General features: G+C 40.4%; 23 protein-coding genes and 3 pseudogenes. 14 read left to right on the forward strand and 12 right to left on the reverse strand.

The genetic code is table 11. The annotated features are described in order from the left end of the window. Positions 1-43 precede the first annotated feature (43 nt). The 4 genes from CV014_RS18805 to CV014_RS18820 are packed head-to-tail and all read left to right on the forward strand — an operon-like array spanning position 44 to position 3,663. Positions 44-1,177, forward strand: a complete 1,134-nt coding sequence (locus tag CV014_RS18805; protein ID WP_236143414.1) for an aromatic ring-hydroxylating dioxygenase subunit alpha — start codon at positions 44-46, stop codon at positions 1,175-1,177. A gap of 22 nt (positions 1,178-1,199) precedes the next feature. Next, on the forward strand, positions 1,200-2,114 hold the full coding sequence (locus CV014_RS18810) for a ferritin-like domain-containing protein (protein ID WP_236143415.1): 915 nt from the start codon (positions 1,200-1,202) through the stop codon (positions 2,112-2,114). 38 nt (positions 2,115-2,152) lie between these two features. Beyond that, a complete protein-coding gene (locus CV014_RS18815) occupies positions 2,153-3,373 on the forward strand; it encodes a P-aminobenzoate N-oxygenase AurF (RefSeq protein ID WP_236143416.1) in 1,221 nt (406 codons plus the stop codon). A gap of 5 nt (positions 3,374-3,378) precedes the next feature. Then, positions 3,379-3,663: a 2Fe-2S iron-sulfur cluster binding domain-containing protein gene (locus CV014_RS18820; protein ID WP_236143417.1), complete on the forward strand. Its 285-nt coding sequence runs from the start codon at positions 3,379-3,381 to the stop codon at positions 3,661-3,663. Positions 3,664-3,693: 30 nt separating this feature from the next. On the opposite strand, the gene CV014_RS18825 is transcribed toward CV014_RS18820, so the two are convergent. Beyond that, positions 3,694-5,283 carry a DUF262 domain-containing protein gene (locus tag CV014_RS18825; RefSeq protein ID WP_236143418.1) on the reverse strand — a complete coding sequence of 530 codons (1,590 nt, stop codon included), beginning with the start codon at positions 5,281-5,283 and terminating at the stop codon, positions 3,694-3,696. 125 nt (positions 5,284-5,408) lie between these two features. Between CV014_RS18825 and CV014_RS18830 the strand changes: the two are divergent. Further along, positions 5,409-5,519: pseudogene (locus tag CV014_RS18830) on the forward strand (aromatic ring-hydroxylating dioxygenase subunit alpha); the annotation flags it as partial. A 35-nt stretch (positions 5,520-5,554) separates the two neighbouring features. Here the strand turns inward: CV014_RS18830 and CV014_RS18835 are convergent. Beyond that, positions 5,555-5,968, reverse strand: a complete 414-nt coding sequence (locus CV014_RS18835; RefSeq protein ID WP_236143419.1) for a type II toxin-antitoxin system VapC family toxin — start codon at positions 5,966-5,968, stop codon at positions 5,555-5,557. Continuing rightward, positions 5,968-6,186 (reverse strand): hypothetical protein, encoded by a 219-nt coding sequence (locus tag CV014_RS18840; RefSeq protein ID WP_236143420.1) that lies wholly within the window; start codon positions 6,184-6,186, stop codon positions 5,968-5,970. The genes CV014_RS18835 and CV014_RS18840 overlap by 1 nt, the downstream gene beginning before the upstream one ends. Before the next feature lie 117 nt (positions 6,187-6,303). Between CV014_RS18840 and CV014_RS18845 the strand changes: the two genes are divergently transcribed. The 4 genes from CV014_RS18845 (at position 6,304) to CV014_RS18860 (ending at position 9,369) form a co-directional block, all read left to right on the forward strand. Further along, entirely contained in the window at positions 6,304-7,326 is a 1,023-nt protein-coding gene (locus CV014_RS18845; RefSeq protein ID WP_236143421.1) for an aromatic ring-hydroxylating dioxygenase subunit alpha, read from the forward strand. Positions 7,327-7,331: 5 nt separating this feature from the next. After that, on the forward strand, positions 7,332-8,084 hold the full coding sequence (locus CV014_RS18850) for a sterol desaturase family protein (protein WP_236143422.1): 753 nt from the start codon (positions 7,332-7,334) through the stop codon (positions 8,082-8,084). Continuing rightward, entirely contained in the window at positions 8,081-8,689 is a 609-nt protein-coding gene (locus tag CV014_RS18855) for an acyl transferase (protein WP_236143423.1), read from the forward strand. Before CV014_RS18850 ends, CV014_RS18855 begins: the two co-directional genes overlap by 4 nt. A gap of 74 nt (positions 8,690-8,763) precedes the next feature. Further along, on the forward strand, positions 8,764-9,369 hold the full coding sequence (locus tag CV014_RS18860; RefSeq protein ID WP_236143424.1) for a hypothetical protein: 606 nt from the start codon (positions 8,764-8,766) through the stop codon (positions 9,367-9,369). Between the two features lie 25 nt (positions 9,370-9,394). Here CV014_RS18860 and CV014_RS18865 read toward each other — a convergent pair whose 3' ends face one another. The 5 genes from CV014_RS18865 to CV014_RS18885 form a co-directional block, all read right to left on the reverse strand. Continuing rightward, positions 9,395-9,841, reverse strand: a complete 447-nt coding sequence (locus CV014_RS18865) for a nuclease (RefSeq protein WP_236143425.1) — start codon at positions 9,839-9,841, stop codon at positions 9,395-9,397. Next, the gene (locus CV014_RS18870; RefSeq protein ID WP_236143426.1) at positions 9,838-10,122 is read right to left on the reverse strand and encodes a hypothetical protein; all 285 of its coding nucleotides are present in this window, start codon (positions 10,120-10,122) and stop codon (positions 9,838-9,840) included. The genes CV014_RS18865 and CV014_RS18870 overlap by 4 nt, the downstream gene beginning before the upstream one ends. 50 nt (positions 10,123-10,172) lie before the next feature. Then, positions 10,173-10,397, reverse strand: coding sequence for a DUF433 domain-containing protein (locus CV014_RS18875; protein WP_236143427.1), 225 nt, complete (start codon positions 10,395-10,397; stop codon positions 10,173-10,175). Between the two features lie 171 nt (positions 10,398-10,568). Next, the gene (locus CV014_RS18880) at positions 10,569-11,090 is read right to left on the reverse strand and encodes a DUF2059 domain-containing protein (RefSeq protein WP_236143428.1); all 522 of its coding nucleotides are present in this window, start codon (positions 11,088-11,090) and stop codon (positions 10,569-10,571) included. A gap of 121 nt (positions 11,091-11,211) precedes the next feature. Continuing rightward, complete coding sequence (locus tag CV014_RS18885) at positions 11,212-11,691, reverse strand: GNAT family N-acetyltransferase (RefSeq protein WP_236143429.1); 480 nt, start codon at positions 11,689-11,691, stop codon at positions 11,212-11,214. Between the two features lie 109 nt (positions 11,692-11,800). Between CV014_RS18885 and CV014_RS18890 the strand changes: the two genes are divergently transcribed. Continuing rightward, positions 11,801-13,321, forward strand: coding sequence for a GH3 family domain-containing protein (locus CV014_RS18890; protein ID WP_236143439.1), 1,521 nt, complete (start codon positions 11,801-11,803; stop codon positions 13,319-13,321). Between the two features lie 64 nt (positions 13,322-13,385). On the opposite strand, the gene CV014_RS18895 is transcribed toward CV014_RS18890, so the two are convergent. Both CV014_RS18895 and CV014_RS18900 read right to left on the reverse strand, forming a co-directional pair. Next, a complete protein-coding gene (locus tag CV014_RS18895) occupies positions 13,386-13,952 on the reverse strand; it encodes a Rid family hydrolase (RefSeq protein WP_236143430.1) in 567 nt (188 codons plus the stop codon). Positions 13,953-14,411: 459 nt separating this feature from the next. After that, positions 14,412-15,518: a sulfate ABC transporter substrate-binding protein gene (locus CV014_RS18900; protein ID WP_236143431.1), complete on the reverse strand. Its 1,107-nt coding sequence runs from the start codon at positions 15,516-15,518 to the stop codon at positions 14,412-14,414. Positions 15,519-16,228: 710 nt separating this feature from the next. On the opposite strand from CV014_RS18900, the pseudogene CV014_RS18905 reads away from it, so the two are divergent. The 3 genes and pseudogenes from CV014_RS18905 (at position 16,229) to cysW (ending at position 19,232) form a co-directional block, all read left to right on the forward strand. Continuing rightward, a pseudogene (locus tag CV014_RS18905) lies at positions 16,229-17,379 on the forward strand (sulfate ABC transporter substrate-binding protein). A 175-nt stretch (positions 17,380-17,554) separates the two neighbouring features. Further along, on the forward strand, positions 17,555-18,388 hold the full coding sequence (cysT, locus tag CV014_RS18910; protein ID WP_442946924.1) for a sulfate ABC transporter permease subunit CysT: 834 nt from the start codon (positions 17,555-17,557) through the stop codon (positions 18,386-18,388). Then, positions 18,375-19,232: a sulfate ABC transporter permease subunit CysW gene (cysW, locus tag CV014_RS18915; RefSeq protein WP_236143433.1), complete on the forward strand. Its 858-nt coding sequence runs from the start codon at positions 18,375-18,377 to the stop codon at positions 19,230-19,232. The genes cysT and cysW overlap by 14 nt, the downstream gene beginning before the upstream one ends. A gap of 36 nt (positions 19,233-19,268) precedes the next feature. On the opposite strand, the gene CV014_RS18920 is transcribed toward cysW, so the two are convergent. Further along, on the reverse strand, positions 19,269-19,415 hold the full coding sequence (locus CV014_RS18920) for a hypothetical protein (protein WP_236143434.1): 147 nt from the start codon (positions 19,413-19,415) through the stop codon (positions 19,269-19,271). On the opposite strand from CV014_RS18920, the gene CV014_RS18925 reads away from it, so the two are divergent. Then, positions 19,392-20,351: a phosphatase PAP2 family protein gene (locus CV014_RS18925; protein ID WP_236143435.1), complete on the forward strand. Its 960-nt coding sequence runs from the start codon at positions 19,392-19,394 to the stop codon at positions 20,349-20,351. The two genes, CV014_RS18920 and CV014_RS18925, sit on opposite strands and share 24 nt — an antisense overlap. An 82-nt stretch (positions 20,352-20,433) precedes the next feature. On the opposite strand, the pseudogene CV014_RS18930 reads toward CV014_RS18925, so the two are convergent. After that, a pseudogene (locus tag CV014_RS18930) lies at positions 20,434-20,645 on the reverse strand (hybrid sensor histidine kinase/response regulator); the annotation flags it as partial.

Consider the following 20,645-nt stretch of genomic DNA (forward strand, 5'->3'; position numbering starts at 1 on the left):
CCCAATCCCCAATCCCCAGTCCCCAGTCCCTACCTAATCCCTTATGTCTTCCACCAACCAACACGCAAATTTTAGCAATCCTACCCAATTTATCGCCGGATGGTATTGGACATTGCCATCTAGACAACTAAAAGTTGGCAAGGTAAAAGCTGTTACACTACTGGGGAGAAACTTGGCAATTTATCGCGGAGTTAGCGGTCAAGTAGTAGCAGTAGATGCTTATTGTCCCCATATGGGAGCGCATTTAGCTGAGGGTAGGGTAGAGGGTGATGGGATTCGTTGTTTTTTCCATAATTGGAAGTATAGCGATCGCGGAATTTGTATAGATATCCCTTCTCAGGAAGAACCCTTACCAGTTTGTATTAAAACTTGGCAGACTACAGAAAAGTACGGTTTGATTTGGGTGTGGGTAGGAGAAGAACAACCTACCGCGCTACCTTTTGTCCCAGAACTGGAAGAGGTAGAGTGTGATTATCTTTTGGGGACTAGGTTTGAGAAAAACTGTCATCCTAATGTATTACTGATTAATGCGATCGATGCTCATCACTTTAATACAGTCCACAATCTACCTTTAGAAATTGTATTTGATTGCCAAGCCCTCAACACCAATGCTATTACCTTCAGCAATACCACACGAGGCGGTGATGATTCCTGGTTGATTCGCCTGATTCGTCCCCTATACCGCAACGAAGTTACTTATAGTATGTGTTATTGGTATGGCAGCACTGGTACAGTCACACTAGGGCCGGATTTTCTGCACTTTTACATTATATTTGCACTGCGAATGATTGAAGATGGCAAAACCGAAGGACAAACCATCTTAGTTACACCCAAACGACGGGGATTTTTAGGAAGGGTGATTAATCTTGGGTTGTTGTGGTTAACTCAACAAGTGGGTAATTACTTCGCTAAAGGCGACACACAGGTATTTCAGACAATTAAGTTTGATTTGAAGACTCCCACCAAAGCAGATCATGCAATTTTGCAATTTATCCAGCACGTTAATCGCCAGCAAGCCTTAACTTGGGGAACTTGGGAAACTGTTTCTGTCGCAGAGACACAACAACAGCCATTGAGTCATCAAAACCTAACCCCCCAATCCCCTTCCCTACAAGGGAATGGGGAGCAAAACACCCCTCTTTTTGCAGGGGACGGGGTTCTAGACAGACATTATTAAACTAACTTTTCAATGCTCTAGCATGATTAATACAACTTTAAAATATCAAATTGCCGGACTTGATCTACCACATATAGACTCAGATCATCGCTTGCGGCGTATACTCACAGCAACATTACCAAATCACAGCGAAAATTCTGCACATCCTCAATACAATTATTGGGATAGGGAATTTTTTCATCTGCATCAAGTCGAAATTTTTCAACAAGCCAGTGAAAGCGAACAGTCAGCGATACTTCAACTTCTCAATCAAGGCTTATTGACAGAATCTTATTTTATCGAAAAAGCAGGCGTTGGTTACATGGCTAAGATGGTCATTTTAGCAGAAACAGTAGAAGAGCGAATGCTTTACGCCATGTTTACCGCCGATGAAGCCACCCATTTAAACCAAATCAGCCATTTTTTACCAGAAACAGCCCAAAATCACCACGAAGACCCATTTTTGCAGCTACTAGCAGCAGTCGTAGAAAGTGCAGACAAAACAGTATTATTATTCGTCCTGCAAATTGTCTTAGAAGGATGGGGTTTAAGCCATTATCGCCGCCTAGCCAAATCATGTCAGCATCCAGCCTTAGCAGAACTATTCACCAGTTTTTTAGACGCTGAAGCCCGTCATCACAGTACAGGCTCGACATTATTTAGTCAAACATCCCTAACAACCCACAGCCAAACAACTATCCTCGAAATCTTAACCAAATTTCTCCTCATGGTACAAATCGGCCCACAAAGCATATTATCAGCGATCGCACAAATCAAAGGACATCTCTCGCGATCGCAAAAAATCCAAATCCTCGAACAACTAGACACACAAACCCACAGCAATACCAGATTACAAATATTGCGATCGCTCATGCAAAAAACCACCGCAGATGTCATAGTTCAAACATTAGAAACACAAGGAGCATTCACACCCCTCCCCCCTCACCAATGCGTCTAAACCCTCTCTGCGCCTCTGCGCCTCTGCGTGAAACCTCTATGAAGCAAACCACCCAACGCAAACTACAAATCAACCACACCCGCAACAAACAGCAGGATCACACGGCTGTCATGGACGAAACAGCCGCTAAATTCCGCTACGAAGACTGTCAAAACGAATACTGGAATCCCGAAGAATTTTCCCTACTACACGGGACACCCCTCTGGGAACAATCCACCCCAACCCAAAAGCTAATTCTCAACCATCTTTACTGGGTAGCCTACTACTCACAAATAGTGTCCGCCGAGATTGCAACCATCTACTTTAATCAAACCAGTGCAGCCGGTTTATATGCTCAAGAAGACTTCCGTTTAATCTGCGATACCTTAGACTTAGAATCCTCCCAAGAAAGAGCGCATATCAACGCCTTCCGCACCATCGCCAAACAAGTTGAGCAAGCCTTATTTGGTAAACTCATTTTCACTTACCCTATGCGTGGCCCTTTTACAGAAACGATGGTTTATGCAGATACTAACGCCCTAAAAACTTGGTGGAAAAAAATTCAATTGCAATACTTCGGGCTGATATCTGCGAATAATACTTTTTTAGCTTGTCAGTATTTTACAGTTAGGGGAGTGCGGACACTAAATGGCAAATTAGTACAGCACAAACTCAGCAATTATTATCAAAAACATCCACAGCCAGAGGTTGCACCAATTCCGGCTAAGATATCTTATTATCACTTTTTAGATGAAAGTTTTCACTTCAATAGTTCTACAATTATTTCCCATGATGTGATTAACTTTCTGCCTGCGCCGACTGCGTTTGAGAGGTTGGTGGCGAATTTGGGAGTGTTGGGATGTCAGCGTGATCACTTTCATTTTTCGGCGGCAATGAACGGGATTTTTTGGTATGATCCGGCGTTGTATGGAAAGATTTATTATGTGTTGCGATCGCCTGTTTTTGAGATGAGTGATAGTGATGCTAAGGAAATGATACGTCGTTGTTTTACGAAGGAGTCGGAAGGGTTAAATCGGAGTTTTTTGACTCATCAGGAGGCGATGGAATCTTACAGGATTTATGTGGAAAAGTTGGGTTATCTTTGGCGGCGGAATCGGGAGATGTCTTTGATGGGGTGTAATTCTATGGCTCGGTGTTTGGCGATGCAAAGGAGGGGGTTTAGGAGGTTTGAGGGGTATTTTGGTGAGGAGTTGGAGGATTTATTTTTGTCTCACGCAAAGGCGCAAAGGCGCAAAGAGGAATGGGAGAGTTTGGTTTAAAGATTATGTCTAATTTGTGTACTATTTCTTTTCCAGGAAGTGATTTTGCGCCTATCACTCTGAAATGTCATCAAAATTTATCTGAGTATCTGACGATTCAAAATTCGCCTGTATTGTTTGGTTGTCGGACTGGTATTTGTGGAACTTGTTTGGTTGAGGTGATTGGTGATATTCCTCCACCTCAGCCTGATGAACAGGAAATGTTGGATACATTAGCACCAAATTATCCCAATGCACGATTAGCCTGTCAGATCAACCTCACAACAAATTTAGCAATTCGCAGACTATAACTATGAATTGATATAGAAATTTTTAGCGAACTAACTAACCTGTGATAGTTCTTTTGCTTTTTTCAGTAGCAATGCAGCCCTAGAAACTAAAAAGCTATCGTAATCATCTGTAAACATATTGGTAGGGCAGAAATGAGTTGCTAGTATGTTGTCCAAAATGTGATCTTCGGCAGGCATTTCATTACGATAATGACTAGGTGACTGATCTTTAATTTTATTGTTATCAGTTCTAGCAAGTACGGAGAAGTTTACCAGACAATTAATTTGTTCATCCTTATATTTATTTCCTAGATTCTCTAAGTAGGATTTAGGAAAAATATGATGGAATTCTTTTCGATTGCCTTGAGATAAAACTTCCTGCAAAGATATATTAGTTCCTTGAATAAAGTTTAATGGTTTACCTTGTGCTAAAAGGAGAATAAAAGTTTTAGTTGCAACTGAAGACATTCGGAATACATTTTTAATAAAAAAATCATTGTCTAAGGATACATCGAAATCTCCAAGTTTATGAGGTTTACCGGCCTTAAGTTTTTGTACTTCAGCTAAATCTATATCTGTACTTTTCGCCCCTCCCCTTGCATATCTCTGAGAAAAACAGGCACGCCAAAACCACCTCTTAACAACTTCATACTGCTCTTGAGGAATAGGATGTGGTTGTTTTTGAGATGAAGCGAAAAATGATGCTAGAACAGTTAGAATATTCTCCATCGGTAGAAGTTTCAAAGAGAAAACATTTAATTCAGTTTTCAAAAAGTCTATTGATCTAAATATACCTGTTCGTATTTCATCAAACTTTTGTCTTACTGCACTACCAGGAAGCTCCATAAAATCCTCTGGATCAGCACTGTTCATTACTACAGCAGAACAACACTTGAGGAGCAAATCTGAACCAACTTCTTTGAATCCAAAAGGTTCTAACTCTTCAGTAACTTCCTGAAACTTTTCCTGTAAGTCAAAATCTTCACTCCAATTCCATACAGATAAAAGCTGGAAAGTATCTAACTCAACACCTTGTCGATTGATCCTCTCAAAAACAGTTGCAACATACTTACGCTCTTCACTTTCAAAGCGTTCTACAGGAATTCTAGCCTTTGTAAATCTTTCTACCAAATCATCTATTTGTTGTGCTAGTCTTTCATCTAAATTTCTAGTAACCTGTCTGTATTTAGGAGAATCAAAAACGTATTTAAGAGGGAAAAATTTTTGGTTGTCATAATTACTAGGATCATTTATATATTGAAATGGTATGGAGTTGGTACTGTCCAATTCAAAAAATAAATGAGTCCAATCAGTACCTTCATATTCTTCAGCAGCAAGAGAATTTTGAAATATACCAAAAATAGAGGTTATTCTTTGCTGTCCATCAAGAACGTAATCTATAGGATACTCCGGATCATTATCAGGCAGCCTATAAGGACCAAGATTTCTTTCAGTACGTAGAGGATTTCTAGTCCTCCAAAGTAATACAGATCCAAAAGGAAATCCTTTATAAATAGTATCCATGAAGTAAGCTACTCGATTAGGTTCCCACACAAAACCTCTTTGAAACGATGGAATTCTGATTCTTCCTCGTTCCAGATCATTAATCAAGTCTTTAATAAAGTAATAACTATCAGCCATAGAGAATTAATTAGGAATAACTTGTATTTATGAGTAGTGTTCATTTGATGGAATATTGTAACTTAAAAAACTAGGAAATGCAGCGTATTTGATACGATCGCTCTCAACAATCCCCACCATCCACCATGCAATTTGCAGACTTTTGGTATATTGTCGCACTCAGCGAACAGCTAAAACCTAACACGGTATTGGCGCGATCGCTTTTAGGCGAGTGGTTAGTAATATTTCGTGGTGAAGACGGAAAGCCTGTGGCGTTGCGCGATCGCCTGATTCACTTACGAGTGATATTGTCTAAGTCCCCAGGCGCAATTACTGGAATTCCTGCACTGACAAATCCAGACACATCACGAGTTATAATCGCGTCTACCCCGTGTGCGATTCCACAAGCACACTGCACTGCATCCTCAAAATCTTTAAAATTTAATGCGATCGCCTGTTCTAAAATCTCTCTATCGACTGCACAAATATATAAATCTGTCAAAATTTGTACAATCGCATCTTGAGCCGCAATCGTTCCTGCTGATTTTCTGACAATGTAATAAATATTAGTAATTGTGGTTGCTGCAATGAACCCCTCTATTTCACCTGCATCAATTTTCTCAAACAATTTTGCAGCATCTTCAACAAAAGGCTCTCGCTCTTGTAAAAAATCAAGAACCACATTTGTATCAATTAAAATTCTCATTACTGATATTTTTTCGTTAGATAGTTAATATAATCGCCTTCCACATCTTCGCCGGATGCTTCTGTACTTTTCGCAATCCCTCGCAATCGGGACAAGTTACCCTTTTTCAATTCAGAAGATGTTTCTTGCTGTAAAGAATCTAAAATAGTCTGAACTAATTGCCAGCGATCGCTAATAGGTAACTGTAATACTTGCTTTTGCAATTCCTGTAATGTCATGCTTATTTTCCCATCTGAGGCTATCTCACTTTTAATTGTAAATTAGCTCTTTTGGAATTCTCTAGATACAGTAATGTAGTCATATTTCAGAAAATGCTTTAAAGAAAATCATCTACTATGCAATTTGCCGACTTTTGGTATATTGTCGCACTCAGCGAACAGCTAAAACCTCACACTGTATTGGCGCGATCGCTTTTAGGCGAGTGGTTAGCAATATTTCGCGGTGAAGATGGAAAGCCTGTGGCGTTGCGCGATCGCTGTTTACATCGCAGTAGTCGGTTGTCGGCGGGAAAGGTCTGTCAGGGTGCTTTACAATGTCCTTATCATGGTTGGGTATATGATAACGAAGGTAAAGTGATTGCTGTTCCGGCTGAGGGTGTGGATTTTCAACCTTCTCAGCAGCGTCGAGCTAAAGCTTACGCCACTAAGGAACAAGACGGATATATATATGTGCGGTTAGCTGAAAACCCCAGCTTTGACTTTCCACCTTTTTCTATGCCTCACTATGGAGAAGCAGGTTGGGAGACGGTGCGGGTAATTAATCGGTTTGCGAATAATGTTACTAACTGTGCGGAAAATTTTATTGATATCCCCCACACAGCTTTTGTTCATCCTGGTGTGTTTCGGACTTCGCGCCAGCAAAAATTAGAGATGACGGTTGAACGTGAAAACGGTGCGGTGTTGGTGGAATATTGCAATGAAAACAGTAATTTGGGATGGTACACGCGGTTTTTAAATCCAGAAGGCGCAGAGATTAAACATAGCGATCGCTTTTATATGCCCAATATTACCTCGGTGGAATATCAAATGGGACGCACGCGCCATTTATTTATTACCAGTCAATCTATCCCCGAAAGCGATAATTCTACTTTGGTTTACACTGATGTGACTTATAACTACGGTATCTGGAATAAATTAGCGCGTCCGTTTGTCTGGTGGACAGCGCAACATATTATCGGGCAAGATGTGGAAATTTTGGCGATTCAAGGTGAAGTGATAGCTAAATATGGTACACAATTTGCTCATACCCCGGCTGACACAATTCATGTGTTTGTCGAGTCAATTAGAGCAGCGATCGCTCGTGGAGAAGACCCGCGATTATTGCCAAAACAATCTGCAAAGGTGACATTTTGGGTTTAATTATCGTGAATATACAAAGCTTGACACAACTGATAGTTTTTGCTGCATTTATTGGCTTAGTCGGATGGACAATTAGCAATCAAATTAGTCGCCAGCAAATACAATTCAAAAGTCGTGAAGATTGGTTAATAGATAGTCTCGGCTTAACGATTCAAGGTATTTTAATTCCCCTATTACAAGCCACTTTAGTGTATGGAATTTACCATTATTTATTTTCCAATCACCAGGGAAATTTAAAAATATCACCAATGTTATCTTTTATTCTCAGTTTTGTTGTAGTGGATTATTTATATTACTGGAATCATCGTTTATTACACAGTAAATGGTTGTGGCAAGTGCATCAAGTCCACCACACAGTGACTCAAATGGATGTCTTAGGCACTTCTCGCAATACTATCTGGACAAGTTTATTAATTATTTATCTATGGCTACATACATTATTTTTATATCTATTAGCTGACCCCACAGGTTATTTACTAGGAGTTAGTCTGACTTCTGCTCTAGATTTATGGAGACATAGCCGTTTATTGATTTCTACTCATCACTGGCTATATAAATTTATTTCTCCCTGGTTAATCTTACCCCAAGATCATGCTTGGCATCATTGCAGTGAAACGTATCATTGCAACTATGGTGCTAATCTCAAAATTTGGGACAAGTTACACCATACCTATCATCAAAGCAATACCTTACCATCAGCCATAGGTATTCCCACTTCCTTAAATTTCATACAAAAACTTTTCTTTCCCTTTTCATGACACTTTTAAGTAAAATTCTCTTATTCTTTCCCACCTTGATATTTATCATCACTGGGACTGCAATCTTTTATTTTGTCCATTCACCCAGCATTTTCAGTCTTCTAGCTGTATTGTTTTCGATTTATGGGTTTCCTGTGGTTGTTTATCGCTGTCATCAATGGATTTATCCTGTGCAGGAGGGTATTAGTTATCTACAAGGTAAAGAATATAGTCCTTGGTGGGGTAGTCATCAAATCCAGTCGATTTATATTGCAATTCCAGCCTTAGAAGCGATGCTGCGGTTGATTCCTGGGGTATTTTCTATTTGGTTGCGATTGTGGGGTGCGAAAGTGGGACGAGATGTTTACTGGACACCAGGATTAGAGATTGCCGATCGCGGTTTAATAGAAATAGGCGATCGCGTGGTTATCGGTCATCGTGTGGGGATATATTCCCATGTCATCAAACCCCGCAAGCAGAATTTAATGTTATATATCAAAAAAGTTAAGATTGGTAGCAATGTGTTTGTTGGTGCTGGAAGTCATCTTGCGCCTGGTGTAGTGATTAATGACTATACTTTTATTGCTGCTGATACAAACCTTTACCCTAACCAACAGGTGCAGTAATTTGTCAGTAGCTAAGTTTACTGGTGATAATTGGTCAGCCACTGTAAATATCCCCAAAATCAATTCCGCGAAACATGACAACCTCTATTCACAATCTTGTGCAGACACTCTTGTCACAATGGTTAGAATCTGACGCAACACCAGAGTCACCGATAGAAGGTATCGCCCCTGAATTTGCCAATTTGTTAGGAGTCCGTCCCGAAGAATTTACATTTGATTCGCTATTTCACAGGGATGAAACACCTGAATGGATGTGGAAAGCTATCGAGTTTAATGAAGTTTTTGACGGACAATTTTTCTTTTATGTACCAACTGCATGGTCTCAGACACGACAAGAAAAGCTCAATGTTATCTTAGGCGATACTACCACTACTCGGCAATCGATTCTCCTAACTAAAAAGTCTTTTTGGCAACCGCAGATAATTAACCTTTTGCAAGAGGTGAAAGTTATAGCATTCGCTTATTATCCTCTATACAGACCGCATTATCATCAATGGGTTTTTGTTACAGAAGACAAAAATACAGGTTCTATGTGGACGTTTGGCGTATATAGTGCGGGAGATTATATTGTGATAGTTAAAGGAGATGCGCCGACGATTTCTGACATCAATCATCAACTTACTTCGCTAATCAATACCAATCCCTGGTATGGGTGGATTGAATCAGCTAAAGCTCGATAAACTTTATTTTTCCTCTAGGGAATCCTTAAGTGATGTTTTGCCACAGATCAGCTGCTATAAACCTCGACAAGTGACCTACATTCGTTGTTGCAATGACAACATTTGGAATTGCTAGAGTAGTTGTTTGAGCTACCAGAATCATATCACCGTCAATCATTTTGTCACCTGCTGTTGGCTGCCCTTGCTGACGAGCTTGTGACCAAAAGTGCGCCGCTTGGCGCATTGCAGCTGTTGTAATTGGCAAATACTCAATAAACTTAGCTAAATTATCTAGACGAGCAATACCCTTAGACTTGTTTGCTCGTAATAACTCTCGACGAACTTCATAGTCTGCAATTTCTGGAATAATAACGCGGTTGCCTGATGTAATGTGAGCTTGTAGCCATTGGGTGCAAGCAAGACTCTCAGCAGATACCTTTGGATTAGTGACTAGACCAAGCGGCCCTGTATCTAGAACAATGGCTTGGTTCACCAAGTTATACCTTTCATCTCAAGTGGAAATAACTTGCGATCAGATAACCGATTCTCATCTAAAGCATGAATTAAATACTCACCTGTTTCCTGCTGTTCTAACCCATCCTCATCATCAATCCAGGATTGAAGTAAGTTAACTGCTTCAACTTGCTTTTGCTTCAACAAAGCAGAATTTGTCAAAAGCTGCAATACCACTGCCTCTACTGAAAGCCCGTGTCGATTGGCTTCCTGTACAAGATACTGCTCTAACTCTGGTGACAGGTTAAGGGTTAGTGTCATAAATCTTTTGAAGATACACCCTATATTTTAAAGGTCGTGGCGCGCACTCATCAAGCAGGATTCGCATAGGCTGTCAGCATTTCCTTGGCTAATTCAAGGGCGGCGATCGCCTGATCACGACTAACACTGGGAAAATGATCTAAGAATTCATCAAGTGAATCGCCTGCTTCGAGATAATCGAGCAAAGTTTTCATTGGCACACGAGTTCCAACAAAAACAGGAATTCCTCCCAGGATGTCAGGGTCACTATGAATAACAAGCTTTGCGGCTGTCATATAAATTATCCGGTATAGCAAAAGTACCTCTGATCTTAAGCTATAACTAACTGCTCGGAACTTCTTGAAAATGTGCGGCATTTCCACCAAGATAAAGGTTCAGTCAGTTACGGCGTAGTATTAGCTGACTTTAGACTTAGATATAAACCTAGTTTAGAACATTTCTGGGTATTATTTCGGCACTATATCCTGTGGCGGAATTATTTTGCCAGAATTATAGTCCTCCCACACTTTATCAAGTAATTTGCGCCTTTGTTGAGACGCATTGACATAAGATTGAATTTCAGATCGCAACAACTTTTTCATTAGGGGTTGTTTTGCTACCTTCAATAATTCTTTTAACTCTGCTTCTGAAAAATTAGCTTCTAGCGAAGTAATGTATTGATCCTCAATTTGCCGCCAACCGGCTTCTTTCGCCAAAACGCCAACTAACCATACTCTAAACTGGTCGTTGTTCGTTGAAGGTGAGATTGTTATATCAACACTGTTATTAAGATATAGGTCGTATTTTTGAGCAATTCCTGCTTCCGAAAGCACTTGTTTAGCTAATTCTTTCTTAGATGTTGTAGTCGTCCTTTCTCTTTCTGATCTGACTTTCTGTGATGGTTGCTGTTGAGAGTGAGCTATACACGCACTGACAAAGATAGAGAAAATTATGAAGATAGTTGAAGCATACACCTTAATTTTGAACATAATAAACTCCAATAAAAAAGTTTAGTCAATTGCAACCTACTTTACGAGATTCGCGATCGCATTTCTCGTTGTTGGTAGTATAAAACGATAGCTTACCAAACAGTGCTGATCTGACTAATTATTAAAACGCCGCGTTTAATACTTTGCGAAACACGACCTTATCATCACCCGCAGCATAGAAATCACGGATGCACGCTTCTTCTTCGTAGCCACACTTCGCGTAGAAAGCTCGCGTGCGCTTGAGTTCCGGTAGCCCTGACGTTTCCACCAGCAGCATACGCCCACCGCGCAACGTCAACGTTTGTTCAACGTAATGCAGCAGTTTCGTACCGCGTCCTTGTCCCTGGTAATCACGTTGGATGCCGATCAATTGCAGATTCCAGGTCTGATTGGTCATCAGTTCTATCTCGCAGTAGGCAACCCCCACCAGACATTCGTCGTCATCGTCAGTGAGCCAAAAACGATTGCTGTCGCTATTACCCTTAAAGTAATCCATCAGCATTTCAGTGAGTGTCTGGAGTTGGTCTGACTGGAATAGCCCTGTTGTTTCAGCTAGGGCGATTAGTGCGGTTGTGTCATCGGGCGTAATCGGTCGAATCATGGTGAACTCCAGGGTATTGAGTTCAAATATACTACAATATATTACAAAATACGATGCTTAGGGATCAACAAATAATCTAGAAGTAATGATACTGGTTTACTTTGTTATGATGCGTCCGATTATTCAGCTTTTTGGGCAAATACTCGCACCCACGGCGCGAAGATTTGATCAAGCATTGGATGACCCTGAATCAATGCAGATATCTGTGCAGAGAGAAATTTGCGATCGCCTGATTGCCAGCACATACGGCAAAGCCTTGGGAATTAATTCCCTCGCAGATTGGGAACGTGTTCCCATTGTTGATTATGACGCACTGATACCTTGGATTGGCAATCCCGAAAAACATCACAAAGGTCAGTCAATTCCCCTTACACCTGAGCCTATTTTGTTCTATGAAAAAACCTCTGGTAGTAGTGGGGCAGTAAAATGGATTCCCTACACGCAATCTTTGCGGCGGTCATTTAATCAAATGTTTTGCGTCTGGGCGCATGATTTAATTGTGAATGGGCCGAAATTCTCCACAGGTAAGCTTTACGCCTGTATTTCGCCACAGTTAAATCAAACTAATTCTCCATCTTTACAAGATGATTTAGATTATCTTGATGGTTGGTTGCGATGGTTTTTGCGTCCTTGGTTGGTGATGCCAAAGGGATTAAATAAATTACATGACGCACAACAGTTTAAACATCAGTTAGCTTTGGCATTATTACAAGCTGAAACACTAGAAATTATCTCAATTTGGAGTCCAAGTTTTTTACAAGTACATTTAAAATATATTCAAGAAAATCATGAGTTATTGCGAAGAGAATTACAAGGAAAAATATCAGAACATCGCCTGCAACTATTGAGGGACAATATACCCTGGGCGCAACTATGGCCAAATTTAAAGCTGATTTCTTGCTGGGATAGTGCTAACGCCGCCGACCAAGCTAAGGGATTGCGATCGCTCTTTCCCCATGTTTTAATTCAAGGTAAGGGACTGCTGGCGACTGAAGCCCCAATGACAATTCCCTTAATTGCAGCGCAAGGATATGTTCCAGTTATAGATGAAGTTTTTTTCGAGTTTGAGGATGAGACTGGCTCTCTGTATAAATTACACGAACTCTGCATTGGCAAAGAATACACAATTATTTTATCCCAAAAAGGCGGTTTATATCGCTATCGTATCGGCGATCGCATCCGCGTCACTCATTGGTATCGCCATACACCTTGCTTAGAATTTTTGGGACGACATCCAGCAGTTAGCGATTTAGTTGGTGAAAAGTTACATGAAAGCTTTGTGTATGATGTTTTAAATAGCCTAAACTTACCAGGAACTCATTTTAAAAGTTTAGTTCCCGTCGCCCAGCCACCGCACTATATTCTTTTGCTAGATACAGCCCAAGAAACACCAGAAATTATTGCTCAACAATTAGATGCAGCTTTATCTCAATCACATCATTATTATCGAGCGCGATCGCTTGGTCAACTTGCAACACCAAAAGTTTTTATATCTCCACAAATGCCTGAACTGCTATCATTGCATCGCGCCCACAATGGTAGTATTTGGGGAGGCATTAAGCATCCTCTTTTGGCAACATCTCCCCTTAGCGGGGAACTTTTACAAAAGCTTGGTTTGTATGGATTGTGATGAAAGGTGACAGGGAATTTAATTTAAAATTCCCTGTCACCTTTGTAATTATCTAAAAAAACTACTAGCGATCGCGCTTTTCTGGAATGACGGCATAAGCATCAATCTCAAACAACATCCCATCGAGTGCTAGTCTAGGAACTGGTATCAGTGTATTTGCTGGTACTTTAAAACCCCATAAACCCGCTATTTCACGTCCTAAAGGAATCAATTTATCTTGAGTATGATTAACTATTAAAACTGTAGTTTTTACTACATCTTCTGGCTGCGCTCCAGCTGCACTTAAGGCGAAACGCAAGTTCTGAAAAGCCTTGACTAGCTGTGGCTCAAATTCGCTAGAAACAAGATTTCCTTGTAAATCTGAACCAAATTGACCAGAAATATAAACTGTTCTGGTATTAGGTGGGGTAATGGCAATATGACTATAGCCATTTTGGGGTGCATTGTATAAAGTCGGCGGATTTATTAAGGTCACATCGTCATCATCTTTGTTGTTTTTTGCCAGTGCTTGACCTTGTGTTCCTACTGCTAATGTCGTAGCTACTCCAGTACCGCCTAACCACAAAAGAGCATTTCTTCGTGAAAATTTTGTCACCAATGAATTGACGGTGCTAGTAATACGTTTATTCATCGCAAATCCCATCCCTAAAAATAAGTGATTTTTGGCACTATATATTAGTCATATTATCTAGCTAATTAGATGCAAAATATACTAGTACAAACGCTTTTTTTAATGAAAATCATACAACTTTCATGAGTTTGAAATAATGATGAAGTTTAATAATTATCCTCGTAGTAATTACTAGTAAGTTGTTGATTATAGATCACTCAAATATGATGTTATAAAATTCAGTACCATCTACTTCACTGCTGTGATTTTCTCTGTGAGTAGCTCATGGCGGTGATTCTAGGATTTATTCAGATGAATTTAGTCTGCTTTTCTATGCAAAAAATCTACCATTAGATAGGGGCAAAAAGTTTAACCAAGTATTACACTAGCTATCACTAAAAAGACTTAATTACAAAACAAAATGCTTTTTGTAGAGACGAAGATTTACGCCTCTACAAAATTTTGGCTTATCTCTTGAAATTAACGCCGTCCGCCTTGAATTTTGTCAAAGATCGAACCATCATCAAAGAATTTCTTCTGTATTGTGTTCCAACCGCCCAAACTCTGCACATTGTAAAGCTTGGATACTTTGGGGAATTTATTGCTAACCTCTTTGCTCACACTGGCGTTAACTGGTCTAAAACCAACGTTGGCAAATTCTCGTTGTGCTTCTGGGGTAAATAGAAACTTGACAAAAGCTTCTGAAACTTCACGAGTACCTTTTTTATCAACATTTCTGTCCACAACTGCAACTGGGCCATCAATGGAGATATTGACTTGCGGAACAATATAAGAAGGTGAAGTCTGCCCTTGTTTTGCAGCTAAGATGACTTCGTTTTCATAGTTGAGTAATACGTCTCCTTGTCCTTTTTTGTAGAACGCGTCACTTGCTTCCCTTGCATCTTTAGGTAATACAGGTACATTTCTATAGACTTTAGTCACGAAATCTAAAGCCTGAGCTTCACTACCACCATTTTTAGCGATCGCGCCCCACAAAGCCAAGAAATTCCAACGCGCACCACCTGACGTTTTGGGGTTAGCTGTAATTACCTTAATTCCTGGTTTAGCTAAATCACTCCAGCCTTGAATCTTTTTCGGATTCCCGTCTCTTGTTTCTATTGTGACTACAGAACGAGTGACGATGGAGTTATTTGGTGCTTCTTTTTCCCAACCAGGTTGAATTAAACCTGCTTGTTCAATCTTTTTAGTATCTAAAGCCAGTGCTAAAGCCACAACATCTGCGTCTAAACCATCGATGACGGCGCGAGTTTGAGAACCAGAACCACCATAGCTTTGACGAATGACTAAATCTTGACCCTTTTCTCGTTTCCACTTCGCGACAAACTTAGGAATGATTTTTTCATAAGCAGCCTTGGTAACAGCATAGGAAACTAAAGTAATTTCAACTTTCTTGCCTCTTTGGCTAATTAGTTGTGTCTTTTGACTAGCTGATGCTATTTGGGAGTTTGTCCCAGAGATAGGTGTGAAAGTAGTGACACCTAAACCTACAGCTACTAATAAAACTGAGGAACGACGTAAAGATGGCTGCAATCTGAGATTCAGCCTTGATAAGATTGTGAATGTCATGGGATGTGTCTCTTTTGATTAGCTAACGGCAATTAATTGACGCAAATTCCAGACGAAGATAGTTAAAGCTTGGGACAACATAGTATTAATCATTACTTTATGTTGTCCCGTTTTTTTACTGATAATTTACGGTTCATCTATCGTAAAACGAGGTTATAAAAAAGTAAAGTAGGAGCAAATATTTCCAATGTTCCGAATATTTGAATTAAGCATCAGTCGGAAAATCAGCAACGGCAGAAAGTAAACTTGATTATTTTTGGTCAAAGCTTTTTCCCTAGCAGTAGTTGCTCTGAAAACTTAACTATATTAGCTAGTTAAAAAGCATCTAATATCAGGGTATATTACTGATGATTTAATGAATTGTGAGCAGAATTTCATTCTTGTAAGGCTGATTCCACAAGAAACCTGTCAGGTTTAAGTATTCAAACTTTGACATTACAATTCATCACCAGAAACAGTGACAAAAAGCAAGGTTGAAATCAAAATTAGTGTCTCTCTCTAGTCGGGGGTACTTACACTTTCTTATGGAAGCCACACCCGAAAAATCTGTTTTATTACCAATGAAACTGGTAAAATTTCTATATTTCCCATATCTCCGATAGAGAATATGAAGTTTTTTCTTGTCAACTGCACAATGTATCTGTAATTATTGTATATATATACAACTGTATTTACATCGATTAACCGTATATTCTCTAGGAGAATTTGGCATGAGTTTGTGGCAGCGACCCTTCCAACAATTACGACTAACTATTAAACAGACCAAAAACCACTTCAGATTTAGATTTAGTTCCGTCAAAGGCTTTGTATCACTGATGATAGTAGGGGCCATGTTGAGTGTTACCCTTGCAGCCTGCTCTGGTGGTAGTGAAACAAATACTACTGGTGAAGCACCTACAGCCAACCCTGTGGCTGCCAACAAACAGAACGTGGAACTTACCCTAGTTTCTTTTGCTGTCACCAAAGCTGCCCACGAAGCCATTATTCCTAAATTTGTCGAAAAGTGGAAGCAAGAACATAATCAGACTGTCACCTTCAGACAAAGTTACGGCGGTTCTGGTTCTCAAACTCGCGCCGTCATCGATGGTTTAGAAGCGGATGTCGTTCACTTAGCACTAGCACTAGACACCCAAAAAATCGAAAAAGCTGGATTAATTTCTCCAGGTTGGGAAAAAGAAGTTCCCAATGATGGCATCGTATCCAAATCAGTAGCAGCCATCATTACTCGTACAGGCAACCCAAAGGCATCAAAAATTGGACAGACTTAGCCAGAGATGATGTGAAACTAATTACTGCTGACCCCAAAACTTCTGGAATTGCCCGTTGGAACTTCCTGGCATTATGGAATGCTGCCATTAAAACTGGTAGTGATGAAGCCAAAGCCCAAGAATTTGTCACAAAAGTGTATAAAAACGTGCCAATTCTCACCAAAGATGCCAGAGAAGCCACAGACGCATTTGCTAAACAAGGCCAGGGAGACGCTTTAATTAACTACGAAAATGAAGTCATCTTGGCACAGCAAAAAGGTGAGAAACTAGACTACATCATCCCTGAAGTTAACATTTCTATCGACAATCCTATTGCTGTTGTTGATAAAAATGTCGATAAACATGGCAACAGAGAAGTAGCAGAAGCTTTTGTAAAATTCCTCTATACACCAGAAGCTCAACAAGAGTTTGTCAAATTAGGATTTAGACCAGTAGACGAAACAGTAGCTCAAACCAAAGAAGTCAAAGATAAGTTTCCTTCAGTCAAAACACTGGGTACTGTGCAAGACTTAGGCGGTTGGCAAACAATAGACAAAAAGTTCTTTGCTGATGGCGGCGTGTTTGACCAAATCCAAGCAAGTATTAAAAGATAGGGAATTGGGAATAGGGCATGGGGCATTGGGCATTGGTAATGTACCCTTGTCTCTCTTGTCTTCCTTGTCCCCCTAAACCCCCACACACCTACACCCCGCACCCTTACACCCTTATAAATTGAATTCGGAGCGCAGTGAAGTGACTTTATTTCCTACTACGGAAGTAGATAGTAAAATTTCCGCTTGGCAAAAATTTATCCGTCCAGTGATACGACTTCCTTGGACATGGCGCATCACTTTGGGATATTTGGCTGTGATGTTATTTCTCCCAATGGCGGCTATGTTTTTGAAAGCTAGCACAGAATCACCGTCTAGGTTTTGGGAAATTGCTACTAGCGATTTAGCTTTAGCCACTTATAACGTTACTTTTGTTACATCATTGCTAGCTGCCTTACTCAATGGTGTCTTCGGTACTTTGGTGGCTTGGGTGTTAGTGCGCTACGACTTCCCTTTAAAAAGAATTATAGATGCTACCGTAGATTTACCGTTTGCTTTGCCTACCTCTGTAGCAGGTTTAACACTGGCAACTGTATACAGTGATAATGGCTGGATTGGTTCTTTGCTGGCACCAATGGGAATCAAAGTATCATTCACGCGCTTGGGTGTGTGGGTGGCAATGGTGTTTATTTCTCTACCTTTTATTGTGAGAACAGTGCAACCTGTACTCCAAGAAATGGAAGTAGAACTAGAGGAAGCGGCTTGGTCTTTGGGTGCTTCCCAATGGCAAACTTTTTGGAAGGTGATTTTACCTCCTTTATTGCCATCTATTTTGACGGGTATAGCTTTAGGTTTTTCTCGTGCGGTGGGTGAGTATGGTTCGACGGTAATTATTGCTTCCAATACACCGTTTCAAGATTTAATTGCACCTGTATTGATTTTCCAACGCTTAGAGCAGTATGACTACTCTGGTGCAACGGTGATTGGCGTGGTGTTATTGGGTATTTCCTTAATATTACTGATAGGAATCAACTTATTACAAGCTTGGACAAGAAGATATGACAACAAATAAAGAGTCTAAAGTTAGTCAATCCCGCCCCAAACAAAAAGATAGCTTGGTTCCCACAATTTTAATTGTGATTGCGATCGCCTATCTCGCTCTGATTCAATATATCCCGGCAATCAACGTTTTTGTCCAAGCTTTTAGTAAGGGGGTAGGGCCATTTATCGAAAATCTCAGCCGTACTGATTTTATCGCGGCGGCTAAATTAACCGTAATTTTGGCGTTGATTTCCGTCCCATTAAATACAGTATTCGGTTTATGTGCAGCGTGGGCGATCGCCCGCCATAAATTCCCCGGACGGGCTTTCGTTTTAAGTATCATTGACCTGCCTTTTTCCATCTCTCCAGTAGTTGCAGGTTTAATGATTGTTTTACTTTACGGCAGACAAGGTTGGTTTGGCCCTATTCTAGAAGCCAATGACATCAAAATTATCTTCGGGTTGCCGGGGATGATCTTAGCTACCGCTTTTGTCAGTATGCCTTTTGTGGCGAGAGAAGTGATTCCTGTACTAGAAGAATTTGGTCAAGACCAAGAAGAAGCCGCCAGAACCTTGGGTGCAAATGATTGGCAGATATTTTGGCGCGTGACTCTACCTGGGATTCGTTGGGGTTTACTTTATGGTTTAATTTTGACCAATGCCAGAGCAATGGGTGAATTTGGGGCGGTTTCCGTGGTTTCTGGCAACATTGCCAACGTTACCCAAAGTTTACCTTTGTTCGTAGAAGAAGCCTACAAACAATACGAAACGGAAGCAGCATTTTCGGCGGCGGTGTTGTTAGCACTGCTTGCTGTTGTCACCTTGATACTCAAAGAAATTGTAGAAAGGAAGACACGGATTAAAGACGTAGAATAAATCGGGAATGGGGCATGGGGAATGGGGCATTGAAGTCTAGTTTCTCTCATCTACTGTCTCTACCTTGTCTACCTTGTCGCCAATGCCCAATGCCCAATGCCCCATTCCCAAATTAGAGCGATCGCCTATACTAAAATACAGTTCAGGACTGTTTCCACCATGAACGGGTATTTTAGTCATCATTCCCATGAGCAGGATTTAATCCAAGCTATACACACATCTGTCAAAGGTAGAGGCAGATTTAAAGTCAAAGGTCTGCATCAGTCGGAATTTTTGGCAAAACATATTGAATTATGCCTGATTAAAGCAGAAAACATTGTGCAAGTGCGTGCTAACCATTTAACAGGGAATGTGTTGGTGATTTTTCATCCTGATTGTAGCCATAGTGCGATCGCTTCTCTGCTGCAAGATGTGGTTTTAGATTACAGCAAAGCTACTAAAACTCTTCCCCTGACCACAGTTACAGCACCCATTCAGCCACAATTAAACGAACTCAACAATCAATTAATTGTAGGTTCTGCGGCTGCTACTACCCTGATTTTAAGTAGTGGGATTATATATCAATATGGTTTAGATGAAGGCATTTTGTTAGGACTACAAAAGCTACATAATCCTCTACTGGATGCCATCATTAAGGGTGTGACTTTTCTGGGAGAGCCAACATTTTTTCTAGCAATTTGTTCAGCATTAGGAATTAATCTTTGGCAAAATCAACGCCCAAGAAAAGCAACAACTTTGGGTTTAGCAACAGTTGGTGCAGTAGGTTTAAATTTATTATTCAAAGAAATATTTAGAAGAGCGCGTCCCACACTTTGGAATTATATTGTCAATGCAGTTCACTATAGTTTTCCTAGTGGTCATGCAATGGTTTCTACCGCAGTTTATGGCTGCATTGGCTATATTTTAGCGAAAGAGTTTCCCCAATGGCGTAAGCAGATTTTAACTTCGACAACAGTTTTAATTTTGGCAATTGGATTTAGTAGACTTTATTTGGGAGTGCATTGGCCAACAGATGTTTTAGCTGGATATGCTGCCGGTTTATTATGGCTTATTGTCTGTATTCTCTATTTAGAATGGGAGCAAAAATCTAGTTTTGCAGGCAATTTCCAGCAGATATAGGAATCCACTTTGATTCCTGAAATCATTCTTTCTTCCAATGCCCCATTCCCCATGCCCCATGCCCCATTCCCCATACCCAATGTCAATTCATTCTCCCAGCTAAGGTAGCAACTACAGATAATAATTGTGGAGGTTCGACGGGTTTATCAAGGTGCGTTTGGAATCCTGCTGCTAGAGCTTTTTGATGTTCTGCATATCCAGCATAGGCGGTGAGGGCGGCGGCTGGGATTTCTCCGCCAGCTTCAGGACTTAACTGTCTGATTTTGCGAATTAGTGCATAACCGTCTTCTTGGG

The sequence above is a fragment of the Nostoc sp. CMAA1605 genome (genome assembly GCF_021596505.1).
Classification (GTDB): domain Bacteria; phylum Cyanobacteriota; class Cyanobacteriia; order Cyanobacteriales; family Nostocaceae; genus Trichormus.

Bases quoted from the DNA above. Each gene is read 5' to 3' on its own strand.
- CV014_RS18880 (WP_236143428.1), bottom strand. From the start codon at position 11,090: ATGTTCAAAATTAAGGTGTATGCTTCAACTATCTTCATAATTTTCTCT.
- CV014_RS18895 (WP_236143430.1), bottom strand. From the start codon at position 13,952: ATGAATAAACGTATTACTAGCACCGTCAATTCATTGGTGACAAAATTT.
- CV014_RS18840 (WP_236143420.1), bottom strand. From the start codon at position 6,186: ATGACATTACAGGAATTGCAAAAGCAAGTATTACAGTTACCTATTAGC.
- CV014_RS18920 (WP_236143434.1), bottom strand. From the start codon at position 19,415: ATGATGACTAAAATACCCGTTCATGGTGGAAACAGTCCTGAACTGTAT.
- CV014_RS18825 (WP_236143418.1), bottom strand. From the start codon at position 5,283: ATGGCTGATAGTTATTACTTTATTAAAGACTTGATTAATGATCTGGAA.
- CV014_RS18855 (WP_236143423.1), top strand. From the start codon at position 8,081: ATGACACTTTTAAGTAAAATTCTCTTATTCTTTCCCACCTTGATATTT.
- CV014_RS18900 (WP_236143431.1), bottom strand. From the start codon at position 15,518: ATGACATTCACAATCTTATCAAGGCTGAATCTCAGATTGCAGCCATCT.
- CV014_RS18835 (WP_236143419.1), bottom strand. From the start codon at position 5,968: ATGAGAATTTTAATTGATACAAATGTGGTTCTTGATTTTTTACAAGAG.
- CV014_RS18815 (WP_236143416.1), top strand. From the start codon at position 2,153: ATGAAGCAAACCACCCAACGCAAACTACAAATCAACCACACCCGCAAC.
- cysW (WP_236143433.1), top strand. From the start codon at position 18,375: ATGACAACAAATAAAGAGTCTAAAGTTAGTCAATCCCGCCCCAAACAA.
- CV014_RS18870 (WP_236143426.1), bottom strand. From the start codon at position 10,122: ATGACACTAACCCTTAACCTGTCACCAGAGTTAGAGCAGTATCTTGTA.
- CV014_RS18845 (WP_236143421.1), top strand. From the start codon at position 6,304: ATGCAATTTGCCGACTTTTGGTATATTGTCGCACTCAGCGAACAGCTA.
- CV014_RS18885 (WP_236143429.1), bottom strand. From the start codon at position 11,691: ATGATTCGACCGATTACGCCCGATGACACAACCGCACTAATCGCCCTA.
- CV014_RS18820 (WP_236143417.1), top strand. From the start codon at position 3,379: ATGTCTAATTTGTGTACTATTTCTTTTCCAGGAAGTGATTTTGCGCCT.
- CV014_RS18890 (WP_236143439.1), top strand. From the start codon at position 11,801: ATGCGTCCGATTATTCAGCTTTTTGGGCAAATACTCGCACCCACGGCG.
- CV014_RS18805 (WP_236143414.1), top strand. From the start codon at position 44: ATGTCTTCCACCAACCAACACGCAAATTTTAGCAATCCTACCCAATTT.
- CV014_RS18860 (WP_236143424.1), top strand. From the start codon at position 8,764: ATGACAACCTCTATTCACAATCTTGTGCAGACACTCTTGTCACAATGG.
- CV014_RS18875 (WP_236143427.1), bottom strand. From the start codon at position 10,397: ATGACAGCCGCAAAGCTTGTTATTCATAGTGACCCTGACATCCTGGGA.
- CV014_RS18810 (WP_236143415.1), top strand. From the start codon at position 1,200: ATGATTAATACAACTTTAAAATATCAAATTGCCGGACTTGATCTACCA.
- CV014_RS18925 (WP_236143435.1), top strand. From the start codon at position 19,392: ATGAACGGGTATTTTAGTCATCATTCCCATGAGCAGGATTTAATCCAA.